The sequence below is a fragment of the Morganella sp. Je.2.23 genome, assembly GCF_051129855.1.
GTDB lineage: Bacteria > Pseudomonadota > Gammaproteobacteria > Enterobacterales > Enterobacteriaceae > Morganella > Morganella sibonii.
On sequence record NZ_JBCPSQ010000001.1, the window covers coordinates 581,663 to 596,529 of the forward strand.

A 14,867-nucleotide genomic window follows, 5' to 3' on the forward strand; every position below is an offset into this window, starting at 1 on the left:
TTATCCTGCTTTATCAGTGAATTCAGTCTCAAAAGCCCGGTAATCCGGGCTTTTGCTTTTTTACCGGACAACAAGGACAGAGATAGTGGCGTAATGGATCAGTGCCGATGCGGTGGAGCCGAGGAAACGGCTTTTCATGGTCGGGTTTTTGGAACCGATAACAATCAGGTCGGCGTTGATTCTTTCTGCATTTTCAAGAATGGCTTCTGCCGCACTTCCGATAAGAACACCGGTGGATATCTGACTTTTCTGTACGGCAAATTTTTCTGTCACCGCGTCGAGTTTCTCCAGCAGCATTTTGATGCGCTGATCTTCTGATTTTGCATTTTCGGTCATAACAGGAAAGGTCAGGCCATAGTCAAACAGCTGCTCAGACGGGAGGATAACGGTAACAAAATGAAACTTCACATTTTTATCTTTAGCATAGTCGTTAATTTCAGTAATGACATTCTGAGATAACGCACCGGCATTCAGATCGATCGGGACAAGTATAATTTTATGCATAACAACTCCTTTGTTTCAGATTTAATTACCTGTAAAAGATGAGTGTTAATATCATTAATATCTAAAAAATCGATTTAAACAAGTATTATTATTTAATAAATCGATTTACATTTGCGTGTTTTAATTTGCCATATCACCGTTAATGTTTGTACAATGCCGCGCCCCGTCATGATACGGGGCTTTTATGTTTCCGCCGTATCCGTGACGCAGTCCGTTTCAGCGGCTATTCTTATTCCTGTATCTGTGATGCGCATCGCGTGTCACCGCCGAAAGTGTAACAACGAGGCAATGTTAACAATGTCAGAACTGACCACTCAAGACGCCTGTGTAACAGGCTCCGCTCCGATTGCTCCTGAAAAAATCAACGGAAAAATTAATTTACTCGACCTGACCCGCAAAGAAATGCGCCAGTTTTTCGCCGATATGGGCGAGAAGCCTTTTCGTGCTGACCAGGTAATGAAGTGGATTTACCACTATTGCTATGATGATTTCGATCTGATGACCGATATCAACAAAGTACTGCGCACCAAACTGAAAGCGGTGGCGGAAATCCGCGCGCCGGAAGTATCGGAAGAACAACGCTCTGCGGACGGCACCATCAAATGGGCTATCCGTGTCGGCGATCAGGAAGTGGAAACCGTCTATATCCCGGAAGAAGACCGCGCCACACTGTGCGTTTCTTCCCAGGTCGGTTGTGCGCTGGAATGTAAATTCTGCTCAACCGCCCAGCAGGGTTTTAACCGCAATCTGCGGGTCTCCGAAATTATCGGCCAGGTCTGGCGTGCCGCGAAAATTATCGGCTCACTGAAATCCAGCGGCCGCCGTCCGATTACCAACGTGGTCATGATGGGAATGGGTGAACCATTGCTGAACCTGACCCATGTTGTTCCGGCCATGGAAATCATGCTGGATGACTTTGGTTTCGGGCTGTCCAAACGCCGCGTGACTATCTCAACCTCCGGTGTGGTACCGGCGCTGGATAAACTCGGTGATATGATCGATGTGGCGCTGGCGATTTCCCTGCACGCCCCGACGGATGATGTGCGTGATGAGATTGTTCCGATCAACAAGAAATATAACATTGAGACATTCCTGGCATCTGTGCGCCGTTATCTCGGAAAATCCAATGCGAACGGCGGGCGTGTCACTGTGGAATACGTCATGCTGGATCACATCAATGACAGCACTGATCAGGCACATCAGCTGGCGGCCTGTCTGAAGGATACACCGAGCAAAATCAACCTGATCCCGTGGAATCCGTTCCCGGGCGCACCTTACGGACGCAGCTCCAACAGCCGGATTGACCGCTTTGCCAAAGTGCTGATGGAATACGGATTTACCACCATTGTCCGCAAGACACGCGGTGATGATATTGACGCCGCCTGCGGACAGCTGGCCGGTGATGTCATCGACCGGACCAAACGGACACTGAAAAAACGCATGGCCGGTGAACCAATTTCTGTCAAAACAGTCTGACAGTAATATTAAGTAACATTCCCGTGTGACACTTTACGTTAATATACCTGCCTTACAGACAAGGAGGCAGTATGATAAGGACGTATTCCCCGGGATTAATTGCAGTCATGCTGCTGGCAGGATGCCGGACAGCACCCGTGACACAGACAGTACCGGCGGCGACCGGTACCCGTCTTGCATTGGGTGAGGCTTATCTTCAGGCCGGCCGGTATGATGCCGCACGCTATCATTTTGACCGGGTACTGAAAGCACAGCCGCAGCATACCGGTGCGCTGGCAGGCGCGGCGCTGAGTGCAAAATGCGATCAGCAGCCTGAAATCGCGGAAAAATACCTGAATTTAGCCGTGAATTCCCCGTCAGGCAGTGATAGTGTGGTACAGTACATTTTGGCTTATGAGTGTCCGCCGGATAACAGTCTGTAAAACAATATAAAAGTGATGTTGTTTTCAGGATTATTTTTATCATCACAGGTGGCATGCTGTATGCCGGAATACGGAACTTCGGTGCGCGGAAGGGCAGATCTCCGCGCTTTCTCGTAACCAGAACTGTTTGTGTCCTGAAACTCATGAATAACTCTCAATCTCAAGATAATTTCCAACTCACTCTTGGCCAGCTTTTAACACAACGTAGGGAACAACTTCAGTTATCACGGGAAACAGTCGCCGACAGACTTTGTCTTAAACTGACAACAGTGCGTGAAATCGAAGAAGATGCACTGAAAGAAGCCAACCCGACGTTTATCCGCGGTTATATCCGTGCCTATGCCCGTTTGCTGCAGATCCCCGAACCGGAGATCATGCCTTATCTTGATAAAATCGCCCCCGCACAAATGACCAAAGTCCAGCCGATGAAAAGTGTGACGCTGGGGCGTCAGCGTAAAAAACGCGAAGGCTGGCTGATGAAATTTACCTGGCTGGTTCTGTTAGTGGTACTGGCCCTGGTGGGCGTATGGTGGTGGCAGCAGTATCAGGCACAGCAGGCCGATATAGCTTCACTGGCACAACAGAATGATGTCACGGTCAATGCCCCGGCAGATGTTCCGGGAACCGATCCGGCAGACAGTACCGCACCTCAGGTACTGAATACCCCGGCAGGAACACCGGATTCAGCACCGGCAGGTAATACCAATACCGCTGCACTGGAATTATCAGCGGCCACTCCGCAGGATCAGGAAATTGACAGCAGTAAAATCGTACCGCTGCCGGGCAGTGACCGCATACCACCGGTTGTTAACCGTGCCGTGGACAGCGAAGGCGGAACGCTGCCGACGACCACGCAGACACAGGATGGTCTGGTGCTGACGTTCAAAAATACCTGCTGGCTGGAAGTGACTGATAATAAAGGAACAAAAATTTTCAGCGGCACCAAACAGAAAGGGGATACCCTGGAATTTGCGGGCGCAGAACCTTACCGTCTGAAAATCGGCGCTCCGGCTGCCGTCGATGTACAGTTCAAAGGTCAGAGCGTTGACCTGAGCCGTTTCATCAAAGCAAACACAGTGGCAAAACTGAGTGTGCCGAAAGCCGGTGAATAATTGATTTATAAATTAAATCTTTACTACATAATAAACACAGCAATGATTAAGGGCACAAGGATGTTCCGGAGAAAGACATATGCATAATGAATCCCCGATAAAAAGACGCAAATCCACCCGTATTTATGTGGGGAATGTGCCGGTCGGTGATGGTGCACCTATCGCAGTGCAATCAATGACAAACACCCGGACAACGGATGTTGAGGCGACCGTCAGACAAATAAAATCCCTTGAGCGCGTCGGCGTGGACATTGTCCGCGTGTCAGTACCGACGATGGATGCGGCGGAAGCTTTTAAACTGATTAAACAACAGGTATCAGTACCGCTGGTGGCAGATATTCACTTTGACTACCGTATTGCGCTGAAAGTGGCGGAATACGGTGTGGATTGTCTGCGTATCAACCCGGGCAATATCGGCAGTGAAGACCGCATCCGTCAGGTGGTGGATTGCGCCCGTCACTATAATATTCCTATCCGTATCGGGGTGAACGGCGGCTCACTGGAAAAAGATATCCAGGAGAAGTACGGCGAACCGACCCCGGAAGCACTGCTCGAATCTGCCATGCGTCATGTGGATATTCTCGATCGTCTGAACTTTGATCAATTCAAGGTCAGTGTAAAAGCGTCTGACGTTTTCCTGGCGGTCGGTGCATACCGTCTGCTCGCGAAGAAGATTGATCAGCCGCTGCACCTGGGGATTACCGAAGCGGGCGGTGCACGCGCCGGTTCGGTGAAATCCGCGATCGGATTAGGTATGCTGCTGTCGGAGGGTATCGGTGATACTCTGCGTATCTCACTGGCGGCTGATCCGGTGGAAGAGGTGAAAGTCGGGTTTGATATCCTGAAATCCCTGCGCATCCGCTCACGCGGCATCAACTTTATCGCCTGTCCGACCTGCTCCCGTCAGGAGTTCGACGTGATTGGCACGGTGAATGCCCTGGAACAGCGTCTGGAAGATATCATCACACCGATGGATGTATCGATTATCGGTTGTGTGGTCAACGGCCCGGGCGAGGCGGAAGTCTCCACACTGGGCGTGACCGGGGCGAAAACCCGCAGCGGATTCTACGAAGACGGCGTCCGTCAGAAAGAGCGTCTGGATAACACGGATATGATTGATCAGCTGGAAGCGAAAATCCGTGCCAAGGCGGCCATGCTGGATAAGAATAACCGGATTGATATCAGTCTGGTTGATAAAGAGTAATCGCGGACCGGCTCATGACTGATGAGCCGGTTTTGTCTGTTTTGGCAGAGATACGGTTTTAAGACGATATGCTGTTTTAAGACGATATATCCGCCTCCCGATATTGCGCCCGCACAGGGTCGCTTTTATAATCGGAAACATATTTCATTGAGTTAAGAGAATTAACGTGGCGACAAAAATCCAATCTGTTCGTGGTATGAATGATTATCTGCCTGCTGATACTGCGGTATGGCAGCGTATTGAAAACACGCTTAAACGCATTCTGACAAGCTACGGGATCAGTGAAATCCGTACGCCGATCGTCGAGCATACCCCCCTGTTTCAGCGCGCCATCGGTGAAGTGACTGATGTTGTTGAAAAGGAAATGTACTCTTTTCAGGACCGCGAAGAAAATGTGAGTTTAACACTGCGGCCGGAAGGAACAGCGGGCTGTGTTCGTGCCGGGATTGAAAAGGGTCTGCTGTATAATCAGGAACAGCGTCTCTGGTATATCGGGCCGATGTTCCGCCATGAGCGTCCGCAGAAAGGCCGTTATCGTCAGTTCCATCAGCTGGGAGCGGAAATTTTCGGCCTGAGCGGTCCGGATATTGACGCCGAGCTGATTATGATGACCGCCCGCTGGTGGCGTGAACTGGGCATCGCGGAGCATGTCACCCTGGAACTGAACTCAATCGGTTCATTGCAGGCGCGTGCAAACTACCGCGAAGCGCTGGTCGCGTTCCTGGAACAGCACAAAGACAAGCTGGATGAAGACTGCAAACGCCGGATGTACACCAACCCGCTGCGTGTGCTGGATTCCAAAGACAAAGTTGTTCAGGAGCTCCTGAACGATGCACCGGCACTGTTTGATTATCTTGATGAAGAATCCAAAACTCACTTTGACGGCCTGTGCGCGATTCTGGATGCTGCCGGTATTCAGTACCGCATCAATCAGCGTCTGGTCCGTGGTCTGGATTACTACAACCGCACCGTGTTTGAGTGGGTAACCACCGCACTGGGCTCGCAGGGGACTGTTTGCGCGGGCGGCCGTTACGACGGGCTGGTAGAGCAGCTCGGCGGTCATAATACCCCGGCGGTTGGTTTTGCGATGGGTCTGGAGCGCATGGTACTGCTGGTGCAGGCTGTGAATCCTGATTTTGTGAGCGAAACAGCGGTGACCGATATTTATCTGGCGTCTTTCGGTGAAGGCAGCCAGGTGGCAGCGATGATGCTGGCGGAACAGATCCGCGACAGCCTGCCGGATGTGCGTATCATGACCAACTACGGCGGCGGCAACTTTAAAAGACAGCTGAGCCGTGCGGATAAAAATGGTGCGCGTATCGCTCTGATTTTAGGTGAGGATGAAATTGCCAACGGGACAGTCACTGTCAAAGAACTGGCCACCGGTGAGCAGCAGACGCTGGCACAGAGCGGGCTTTCCGCTCGTCTGAGCGAACTTTTAGGTTAAGGAGAGACGTGTGGAAGTCTATACCACAGACAATGAACAGGTATCAGCGCTGAAAAGTTTCTTTGTTGAAAACGGCAAAGCAATCGCAGCAGGATTGATCATCGGTATCGGCGGTATCGCCGGCTGGAACTATTATCAGTCTCACCAGGTCAGCAAATTACAGGACGCGGCTATTGCCTATGAAACGGCGATCGCGGCAAAAGGCTCTCCGGAGGAGCAGGCTGCCCGTCTGCAGGCCTTTGCGAAGGATGCCAACAATAACTATGGTGCCATCGCCGGTCTTGATCTGGCGATGAAAGCGGTTGACAGCAACGACCTCCCTGCGGCGGAAAATGCCCTGAGTCAGGCGCTGACAAAAACCGATAATGAAGATTTGAAAGATCTGATTAATGCACGTCTGGCCCGCGTACAGCTGGGACAGAAAAAACCGGATGCCGCGCTGGCAACCGTTGCGGCAATAAAAGGGAAAGGCTGGGCGGCTTACGCACAGGATATCCGCGGTGACGCCCTGTTACAGAAAGGGGATGTAAAAGGCGCGCAGGAAGCCTATACCGCCGGTATTCAGAGTGAAGGCGCCGGGACTATCAAATCCGTTATGACATTCAAACTCGATAACTTAGCCGGGTGAGGGGACTATCGATAATGCAACTGCGTAAAACACTGCTGGTGGGATTAGTCGCTTCTGTGCTGCTGGCCGGCTGTTCAAGTGAACAGGATACTATCGTGATGTCACCACTGCCAGAAGTGACAAATCAGTTCACACCGGAAACGGTGTGGGATAAATCCGTCGGTGACGGTATCGGTAAATACTATTCTCACCTTTCCCCTGCATGGGAAGGCAGCAGTATCTATGCCGCAGATCGCAATGGCCTGGTCAAAGCGCTGGATGCCGATTCCGGCGTTGAAATCTGGTCAGTGAACCTGGCGGAAAAAACCGGTTTCTTATCTGCCGGTATCCCGGCGATGTTATCCGGCGGTCTGACTGTTTCCGGTGAACACCTTTATGTGGGTACTGAACGCGGTACACTGATCGCCCTGAACGCAAATGACGGTGAAATAGCCTGGACGGCAAACGCCGGCGGCGAAGTGCTGTCCCGTCCGGAAGTCAGTGAGGGGCTGGTGCTGGTGCATACCGGTAATGGTCTGCTGCAGGCATTCGATACCGCTACCGGCGAACAGCGCTGGAGCCTGAACCTGGATACCCCGAGCCTGTCGGTCCGTGGTGAATCCGCACCTGCCGTGGCAATGGGCGCCGCGTTTGTCGGCGGTGATAACGGCCGTGTCAGTGCGGTTATGCTGGGTCAGGGGCAGCTTATCTGGCAGCAGCGTATTTCGCAGGCTACCGGGACCACCGAAATCAGCCGTCTGAATGACGTGGATATGACGCCGGTTGTTGCTGACGGCCGTGTTTATGCTATCGCTTATAACGGTAATCTGGTGGCGATGGATATGCGCAGCGGGCAGATCCTGTGGAAACGTGATTTCGGCTCAGTGAATGAACTGGTGCTGGATGGCGAATCGCTCTATGTCGTTGATCAGAATGATAACGTCTATGGCCTGCGGGCTGCTGATGGCGTCACTATGTGGTCACAGGATAAATTACTGCACCGTAATCTTTCCGCACCGGAACTCTTTAACGGGTACCTGGTGGTGGGTGATGGTGAAGGTTATCTCCACTGGCTGGATACGTCCAACGGGCAGTTCGTGGCACAGAATAAACTGAGCAGTTCAGGTATTCTCAGCCGTCCGTCAGTTGCCGGTGATAAACTGATGGTACAGGCCCGTGACGGACGCCTGTATTTACTCCGCCGCTGACAGTAAACCGCTGTTTCCGGCATCACTCCGGCAGGGTAACTGACTGCGGAGTGGTTTCATTGACGGCTCCTGAATGACAGGGGCCGTTTCGTCTTTAATCTCCTGTATGGTGCAGGGGATTTTTTCAGTGTTATGAGGCAGTAAAAGCATGATACCTGTCGTTGCTCTGGTCGGGCGTCCCAATGTCGGGAAGTCCACATTATTCAACCGCTTAACGCGTACGCGCGATGCGTTGGTTGCTGATTTCCCCGGCCTGACGCGGGATCGTAAGTACGGTCGTGCAGAGGTTGAGGGACAGGAATTTATTATTATCGATACCGGGGGTATTGACGGTACGGAAGAGGGTGTTGAAACCCACATGGCCGCACAGTCACTGCTGGCGATTGAAGAAGCCGATATCGTGCTGTTTATGGTGGATGCCCGTTCCGGTCTGATGCCTGCGGACAGCGGTATCGCCAAACATCTGCGCAGCCGCGATAACAAAACCACGTTTGTGGTGGCGAACAAAATCGATGGTATCGATCAGGATCTGGCGCTGGGCGAGTTCTACAGCCTGGGTCTGGGCGAAGTGGTGCCTATCGCGGCATCACACGGACGCGGCGTGAGTCAGCTGATCACCCGTGCTCTGGTGCCGTTCTACGGCGAGCCGGAAAGTGAGGATGATGATCGCGAGTTAACCGAAGAAGAAGCTAACGCCGCTTACTGGGAAGAGCAGGAAGCGCTGGCTCAGGCCGCAGAAACGGAAGACGGTGAAGAGGAAGATGATTTCAACCCGATTGATCAGCCGATTAAAATGGCGATTGTCGGGCGTCCGAATGTCGGGAAATCCACACTGACCAACCGTATCCTCGGCGAAGAGCGCGTGGTGGTTTACGATATGCCGGGTACAACCCGCGACAGTATCTATATCCCGATGGAACGTGACGGACGCGAATATATCATTATCGATACAGCGGGTGTGCGTAAGCGCGGGAAAGTCACTGAAACGGTTGAAAAATTCTCGGTCATCAAGACATTGCAGGCCATTGAGGATGCTAACGTGGTGCTGCTGGTTATTGATGCCCGTGAGGGGATCTCAGACCAGGATCTGTCACTGCTGGGCTTTATTCTTAATGCCGGGCGCTCTCTGGTTATCGCCATCAATAAATGGGATGGTATGACCGCAGACGACCGTGATCATGTCAAAGATATGCTGGAACTGCGCCTCGGCTTTGTTGATTTTGCCCGTATCCACTTTATCTCTGCGCTGCACGGCAGTGGTGTCGGTAATCTGTTCGATTCTGTACAGGAAGCGTATGACTGCGCGACCCGTCGTGTCAGTACCGCACTGGTCACCCGCATTATGAAAATGGCAGCCGACGATCATCAGCCGCCACTGGTGCGCGGTCGCCGTGTCAAACTGAAATATGCGCATGCAGGGGGTTATAACCCGCCGATTATTGTTATCCACGGTAACCAGGTATCGGATTTACCGGATGGCTATAAACGCTACCTGATGAACTATTTCCGTCAGTCACTGAAAGTGATGGGTACGCCTATCCGTATCCAGTTTAAAGAGGGTGAAAACCCGTTTGCGGATAAGAAAAACGTCCTGACAGCGACCCAACTGCGGAAACGTAAACGCCTGATGTCCCATATTAAGAAAGGGCGTTAACAAAAAATAAAACCGGCATTGTGAAGTGACCCCCGATAATTGGACAACCGATTACCGGGGTTTTTTGTTTTGCCTGCCAGTTAAAAATAAATAGCCTTAACTTAAATAATTGGGTGTTAATATGAAAAAAACAAAGATAATTTTTATTATATTATTTTCTCTTAATATGGTATGCATGAGAAATGCTTTTTCATCAGAAAAACAGGAACTATTCACACTGGATGAAATATGTAAAGCTGGCTTATCTACAGTCTATGGACGTAATGTTGATATAATGGAATCACAATCAATATCAGATAAAGTAGTCAGAATAAAATATATAAGAAGTCAAGACGGAGCACATTTGTCGTACCTCTGCAGAAAAGAATCAATGTCCCGTCTTAGTACTTTAGATGAGCGCTTAAATGGTGCTCGTTGGTATGGTTCTGATTTGGCGGATTCTCAGATATTTTTTTCAACTGTTAATGATGTTTTAACAATTAGAGATATTAATAATGGAAAGGTATTAGCATCAAATATATATACTAAGAAAGATTTTATTTCAACGGATACATCTGAGGAAAATGACAGTGCGATCGAATGGTTAGAACAATACGCTAATAAAAAAACAGAAAAATCAAAAGAATGGCGTGTTAAATATATTGATTCAATACATACATCCACCACTCCTGTAAATGTATATATGATTCGCTTTAGTACATCTGATAAAAATCTATTTACTTTACCTGATGCAGCAAACGACTCCATTGCATACGATAAAAATATATCAAGAATTACAAAGTGGACAGATCATTTTTGTACTAAAGAATTATCCGATTTTATGAAAAAAAATGGAATAAATATGATTCCATCAGAAATATCAAGCAATGGGGAAGTACAATTTATTGGCACCTGTTTTCCTAACCAATAAATACCATTAGAGAATTGAAAAAATTGTTTTTTATGAAATTATTAATAGAATTTTCCGCTATATGTGTAATGTCATGGTAGTACTATATCCGGTATAACCGGATCAGGTATTAATTGCTCAACCGATAGTTTCAGGCCGGTTAACTGCGGATCCGGCAGAATTTGGTCTCCGTAAATCAGCGGAACCGGATAGCCTTGCCCTGCCGTAGTTTGCGGCCAATTAAAGTAGGTTGAGTTTTTTGATTGAGGATAAAGATCCGGCTTGTGGTATGCAGGGAAGAACCCAGGCCTGACGGAGAGCACGATCATCACGCTGAGTACGCCGAATCCATCAGATGAGAATGAAATGACTAATACGGAGAATGCCGGCAAAAAAGCGAAAATAGCATAAAACGGCTCTCAGTTATGAAAGCCGTTGTTATTCCGGGAAAGATAGCCCGGGAATGAATACAGTGGCCTTTCTCCGGTGCGGTCACGGCTCCAGCCCGACGGCGTGCCAGGCACTCATCAGTACCGCTGCAACTTCCTCATCATAATTATCGCCGGCGACGGTCATGGTCTCGCGGGCAAAAGTCCGGAAATCACACTCCGGCGGCAGATTACCTCTGCGCAGGGTATCAAACCAGATTTGGCCTGCCACTTCCCAGCTGTACCCGCCGAGAGCGGAAGCGAAATGATAAAATGCATGATTCGGGATACCGGAGTAGCAATGCACTCCGCCGTTATCATTTTCCGGGTCATCCGGCAGCTCAACATAATCGCGCATATGTGCCACTTGTTTATCCTTACCAATCACCGGATGGTTATAGGCATTTCCCGGTGAAGATAGTGAACGTAATGCTTTTATGCCGCTCTGTTTATTAAATAATGTTCTGCCGATATGCCAGTCCCCCTGGTGGCTCGCGTGGCGGCGGTGATAATGGCCCAGCATGATGGTAAACACATCACAGACGGATTCATTCAGGGCACCGGACTGATGGCTGTAAGTCAGCGGAGAAAGGTGGTCAATGACGGCATGGGAAAACTCGTGTGTGGCGATATCCAGCTGAGCAAAACTCAGGAACAGCGGGGATTCACTCAGCGGGGCATCACCGGCACCAAAAACGAGGTGAGCACCGTTCCAGAACGCATTGCAATAGCCGCGCCCGTAATGTGTCATGGCAGAGATAGTGGCATTGCTGTCATTGAACGATTTGTAATCAAAAACATCGTCGAAAAAACCGTAAATAATATTAAGGTATTCAAACATATTGTCCGTGTCTGTATCACTGAGAACGGCCGGATAGTGCTGTGTGTTTTTTGCTTTTCTGTCTTCCCGGTAATACAGCGCAGGAACGGTAGTCAGGTTTTTCAGATGCATAACACGGCGGTGTACCGGTAAATGGCATCCGGTTTCTGTCAGAGAGGCATAATTGCACGGAGTGGTGTCTGTGCCGGGCTGGTGACTGTAACCCAAAAGCTGGTGTATATGCTGATAGCATAACAGCGCTTCTTCATTATTTTTTTCATGAAGCAGCCGTTTCTTCAGAATCCAGGGCGGTAAAAATGAATAGCGCGGGGCGTGTGCTGACATAAGCGGTTCTCCTCTGGTTGGAACCGCTATTTTTACGGGGGAAAATACTTACCGCAGCAGACTATCAGCCTGCTTTTCAGTCAGCACACTGTGAATTGATATCAGACCCAGTCCCGCGGGATCAGGAAATCGTCCAGCGCGGCTTCAGGGGAACCGGCCTGCGGCTGGTAATCATATTCCCAGCGCACCAGCGGCGGCATTGACATCAGGATAGATTCTGTCCGGCCGCCGCTCTGTAAGCCGAACAGGGTTCCGCGATCCCACACCAGATTGAACTCAACGTAGCGGCCGCGCCGGTAGAGCTGGAACTGCCGCTCGCGCTCACCATAAGGGACGGAACGGCGTTTCTCCGCGATGGGCAGATAAGCGCGGGTAAAGCCGTTGCCGACAGCCTGAGTAAAGGCAAAGCATTCCTCAAAACCGGGTTTATTCAGGTCATCAAAGAACAGACCGCCGATACCGCGGGCTTCATTACGGTGTTTCAGATAAAAATAGTCATCGCACCATTTTTTATAACGCGGCCAGGCATCCTCACCCAGCGGCCGGCAGATATCCCGCGCCACGGTGTGCCAGTGTACAGCATCTTCGGCAAACGGATAAAAAGGTGTCAGATCAAAACCGCCGCCGAACCACCAGACCGGCTCACATCCGGCTTTTTCAGCCATAAAAAAGCGGACATTAGCGTGCGCGGCCGGCACATACGGATTATGCGGATGCAGCACCAGAGAGACACCCATGGCCTGATAGCGGCACCCGGCCAGTTCCGGCCGGTGTGCGGTGGCAGATGGCGGCAGATTATCCCCGCTGACGTGTGAAAAATTGACACCGGCCTGCTCAAACAGTGCGCCGGATTTCAGTACCCGGCTGCGTCCGCCGCCGCCGGACTCCCGCTGCCATTTATCTTCAGTAAACGCCGCACCGCCGTCACTGGCGGCCAGTTGTCCGCAAAGGGAGTCCTGCAATTGAAGGAAAAAATCTTTAACACTGTCACTATCAGGGATATTCATTACATCACGACCATTGAGCTGCGGATAAACTTTAGTATATCATTTTGTTTTTATAAGATATCACACCCGTTCCGTCACGGACACGGGCAGACAACCGGCAGACAGGTAACGGTATGGACATTCGCACATTTCAGCAAGGTGATTTTGAAGAGGTTGTTGCGCTCTGGGAACGCTGTGATCTGGTCACCCCTCCGGATGACCCGGAAACCGTGATCGAGCGGAAAATGGCACATGATCCGGCACTGTTTCTGGTGGCAGAGGTCAACGGTGAAGTGGTGGGTACGCTGCTGGGCGGCTATGACGGATACCGGGGTTATGCCTATTACCTGGCCGTGCATCCGGAGTTTCAGGGGCGGGGAATTGCAAACGCCATGGTGGTGAGACTGGAGAAAAAGCTGCTGGCGCGGGGATGTCCGCAACTGCTGCTGGTGATCCCGGATGACAATACCGCCACGCTGAGTATGTTTGACAAACTGGCTTACGACGAATGTCAGCAGGACAGCCTGACCTACACGAAACGCCTGCTCACCGATCCGGAATATTAACTGCCCGGATTCACCACACTGAGCGCATCGGCAGTCACCACAATCTCATGGCGGTCTTTTTCCATTCCGCCTTCAATACGGATAATATCGTTAGTCGTGATAATCTTTTTTCCCCACAAATCTGCCGGGATTTTTACTTCGACAATACCGCTGTAATCCCCCAGCAGATAGTGTTCCGCTGAAATCTGAGACTGAATATTACCTTCCAGGATCACACGGCTGTTATCCTGCAGATAGGGCAGTTGTTTGATGACAAAACGCTGCGGCGTTTCACATTTGACAGTACTCTGATGATATTCATACGCGGAAAATGACGGCAAAGCAGCAGCAGGCTGAAACCCTGATATACCTGTCAGAACAACTGCTGAAAACAGGTAAAAAGACGATGATGTGAATGTCATTTCAGCCATAGCTTACGACGCCGGTAAATGAGAATGTCGGTGATATGCCGGGACATATCTTATCGGAAACGTTAATTTACTGAATTCGTAAATATACTTATTTCATTAAAGTTATTTGATGTAATAATTCAGAATGAATGTTTTGTCAATTCCGGAGTCTGATATCTGAACCGAATGAAAGGAGCAATGAATGAAGTGTTATCAGGCAATTAAACTGGCCGCCGTGGCCGGTACCGTACTGATGCTGAACGGGTGCAGTTCGTTTTCATGGTCATCATTATCGCCGGTAAGCTGGTTCAGCAGCAGTGCAATGACGATGACGGCACAGGGGGTCGGTGATGTGAATAATCAGACCGCCATGACAGAAAGTGCAATCAGTCAGGGTCTGGACGACAAATACACGCTGCGCGGTGGTATGCAGACAGAGCAGGGTGAGATCGTTAAGATTTTTGAGGGCCGGAAGGATGATAAAACCGTTATCCGGCTGTCCGGGCCGGAAAACGGAACTGTGCAGCGTATTGTCGTCAATGATGCGGATATCCGCACTGAGTGGGATACCGGAACCGGAACACGGTTTTCTGATATCTATCCGCAGGCCGCTGCCGGTGCCTGTACGCTGACATCTGAATTTGACAATGTTGCACAGGTTATCTGTCGTTCACCACAGACCCCGCGTATTTCCTATGTTTTCCGCGGAATCTGGTTTGGTCCTGAAACACTGATGCCGTCAGATGATATTCTGAAAAACTGGACAGTCAGTTATATCGTCTGGGCAAATAAATAACCCGCAATGACAGA

15 protein-coding genes are annotated in these 14,867 nt (G+C 50.2%); 11 read left to right on the forward strand and 4 right to left on the reverse strand.

Annotation, left to right across the window (positions count from 1 at the left end):
- Positions 1–60: 60 nt before the first annotated feature.
- Positions 61–504, reverse strand: coding sequence for a universal stress protein (locus AAZR23_RS02640; protein ID WP_054424513.1), 444 nt, complete (start codon positions 502–504; stop codon positions 61–63).
- Between the two features lie 297 nt (positions 505–801).
- On the opposite strand from AAZR23_RS02640, the gene AAZR23_RS02645 reads away from it, so the two are divergent.
- The 9 genes from AAZR23_RS02645 (at position 802) to AAZR23_RS02685 (ending at position 10,544) form a co-directional block, all read left to right on the forward strand.
- Positions 802–1,980 carry a bifunctional tRNA (adenosine(37)-C2)-methyltransferase TrmG/ribosomal RNA large subunit methyltransferase RlmN gene (locus AAZR23_RS02645; RefSeq protein WP_046892498.1) on the forward strand — a complete coding sequence of 393 codons (1,179 nt, stop codon included), beginning with the start codon at positions 802–804 and terminating at the stop codon, positions 1,978–1,980.
- A gap of 71 nt (positions 1,981–2,051) precedes the next feature.
- Positions 2,052–2,402, forward strand: coding sequence for a tetratricopeptide repeat protein (locus AAZR23_RS02650; protein ID WP_054424515.1), 351 nt, complete (start codon positions 2,052–2,054; stop codon positions 2,400–2,402).
- A 143-nt stretch (positions 2,403–2,545) separates the two neighbouring features.
- Positions 2,546–3,514 (forward strand): cytoskeleton protein RodZ, encoded by a 969-nt coding sequence (gene rodZ, locus AAZR23_RS02655; protein WP_247717341.1) that lies wholly within the window; start codon positions 2,546–2,548, stop codon positions 3,512–3,514.
- A gap of 79 nt (positions 3,515–3,593) precedes the next feature.
- On the forward strand, positions 3,594–4,718 hold the full coding sequence (gene ispG / locus AAZR23_RS02660; protein ID WP_046892496.1) for a flavodoxin-dependent (E)-4-hydroxy-3-methylbut-2-enyl-diphosphate synthase: 1,125 nt from the start codon (positions 3,594–3,596) through the stop codon (positions 4,716–4,718).
- Positions 4,719–4,884: 166 nt separating this feature from the next.
- A complete protein-coding gene (gene hisS / locus AAZR23_RS02665; RefSeq protein WP_046892495.1) occupies positions 4,885–6,165 on the forward strand; it encodes a histidine--tRNA ligase in 1,281 nt (426 codons plus the stop codon).
- A 10-nt stretch (positions 6,166–6,175) separates the two neighbouring features.
- Positions 6,176–6,793, forward strand: a complete 618-nt coding sequence (locus AAZR23_RS02670; RefSeq protein ID WP_107678392.1) for a YfgM family protein — start codon at positions 6,176–6,178, stop codon at positions 6,791–6,793.
- 14 nt (positions 6,794–6,807) lie between these two features.
- Positions 6,808–7,980: an outer membrane protein assembly factor BamB gene (bamB, locus tag AAZR23_RS02675; RefSeq protein ID WP_434690397.1), complete on the forward strand. Its 1,173-nt coding sequence runs from the start codon at positions 6,808–6,810 to the stop codon at positions 7,978–7,980.
- A gap of 148 nt (positions 7,981–8,128) precedes the next feature.
- Positions 8,129–9,634 (forward strand): ribosome biogenesis GTPase Der, encoded by a 1,506-nt coding sequence (gene der / locus AAZR23_RS02680; protein WP_112550682.1) that lies wholly within the window; start codon positions 8,129–8,131, stop codon positions 9,632–9,634.
- A gap of 121 nt (positions 9,635–9,755) precedes the next feature.
- Positions 9,756–10,544: a hypothetical protein gene (locus AAZR23_RS02685; protein WP_434690399.1), complete on the forward strand. Its 789-nt coding sequence runs from the start codon at positions 9,756–9,758 to the stop codon at positions 10,542–10,544.
- A 471-nt stretch (positions 10,545–11,015) separates the two neighbouring features.
- On the opposite strand, the gene AAZR23_RS02690 is transcribed toward AAZR23_RS02685, so the two are convergent.
- Together AAZR23_RS02690 and hemF are read right to left on the reverse strand one after the other, a co-directional pair.
- Positions 11,016–12,116 carry a M4 family metallopeptidase gene (locus tag AAZR23_RS02690; protein ID WP_434690402.1) on the reverse strand — a complete coding sequence of 367 codons (1,101 nt, stop codon included), beginning with the start codon at positions 12,114–12,116 and terminating at the stop codon, positions 11,016–11,018.
- A 101-nt stretch (positions 12,117–12,217) separates the two neighbouring features.
- Positions 12,218–13,123, reverse strand: a complete 906-nt coding sequence (gene hemF, locus AAZR23_RS02695; RefSeq protein WP_434690405.1) for an oxygen-dependent coproporphyrinogen oxidase — start codon at positions 13,121–13,123, stop codon at positions 12,218–12,220.
- Positions 13,124–13,236: 113 nt separating this feature from the next.
- Between hemF and AAZR23_RS02700 the strand changes: the two genes are divergently transcribed.
- Complete coding sequence (locus tag AAZR23_RS02700) at positions 13,237–13,668, forward strand: GNAT family acetyltransferase (protein WP_127376424.1); 432 nt, start codon at positions 13,237–13,239, stop codon at positions 13,666–13,668.
- On the opposite strand, the gene AAZR23_RS02705 is transcribed toward AAZR23_RS02700, so the two are convergent.
- The gene (locus AAZR23_RS02705) at positions 13,665–14,078 is read right to left on the reverse strand and encodes a YgiW/YdeI family stress tolerance OB fold protein (RefSeq protein ID WP_166707456.1); all 414 of its coding nucleotides are present in this window, start codon (positions 14,076–14,078) and stop codon (positions 13,665–13,667) included. The two genes, AAZR23_RS02700 and AAZR23_RS02705, sit on opposite strands and share 4 nt — an antisense overlap.
- 181 nt (positions 14,079–14,259) lie before the next feature.
- Here AAZR23_RS02705 and AAZR23_RS02710 point away from each other — a divergent pair, with 181 nt between their 5' ends.
- Positions 14,260–14,853, forward strand: coding sequence for an RpoE-regulated lipoprotein (locus tag AAZR23_RS02710; RefSeq protein WP_218427959.1), 594 nt, complete (start codon positions 14,260–14,262; stop codon positions 14,851–14,853).
- Positions 14,854–14,867: the final 14 nt, after the last annotated feature.

Coding starts and splice junctions, on each gene's coding strand:
- AAZR23_RS02640 (WP_054424513.1), bottom strand. CDS start 504: ATGCATAAAATTATACTTGTCCCGATCGATCTGAATGCCGGTGCGTTA.
- AAZR23_RS02645 (WP_046892498.1), top strand. CDS start 802: ATGTCAGAACTGACCACTCAAGACGCCTGTGTAACAGGCTCCGCTCCG.
- AAZR23_RS02650 (WP_054424515.1), top strand. CDS start 2,052: ATGATAAGGACGTATTCCCCGGGATTAATTGCAGTCATGCTGCTGGCA.
- rodZ (WP_247717341.1), top strand. CDS start 2,546: ATGAATAACTCTCAATCTCAAGATAATTTCCAACTCACTCTTGGCCAG.
- ispG (WP_046892496.1), top strand. CDS start 3,594: ATGCATAATGAATCCCCGATAAAAAGACGCAAATCCACCCGTATTTAT.
- bamB (WP_434690397.1), top strand. CDS start 6,808: ATGCAACTGCGTAAAACACTGCTGGTGGGATTAGTCGCTTCTGTGCTG.
- der (WP_112550682.1), top strand. CDS start 8,129: ATGATACCTGTCGTTGCTCTGGTCGGGCGTCCCAATGTCGGGAAGTCC.
- AAZR23_RS02685 (WP_434690399.1), top strand. CDS start 9,756: ATGAAAAAAACAAAGATAATTTTTATTATATTATTTTCTCTTAATATG.
- AAZR23_RS02690 (WP_434690402.1), bottom strand. CDS start 12,116: ATGTCAGCACACGCCCCGCGCTATTCATTTTTACCGCCCTGGATTCTG.
- hemF (WP_434690405.1), bottom strand. CDS start 13,123: ATGAATATCCCTGATAGTGACAGTGTTAAAGATTTTTTCCTTCAATTG.
- AAZR23_RS02700 (WP_127376424.1), top strand. CDS start 13,237: ATGGACATTCGCACATTTCAGCAAGGTGATTTTGAAGAGGTTGTTGCG.
- AAZR23_RS02705 (WP_166707456.1), bottom strand. CDS start 14,078: ATGGCTGAAATGACATTCACATCATCGTCTTTTTACCTGTTTTCAGCA.
- AAZR23_RS02710 (WP_218427959.1), top strand. CDS start 14,260: ATGAAGTGTTATCAGGCAATTAAACTGGCCGCCGTGGCCGGTACCGTA.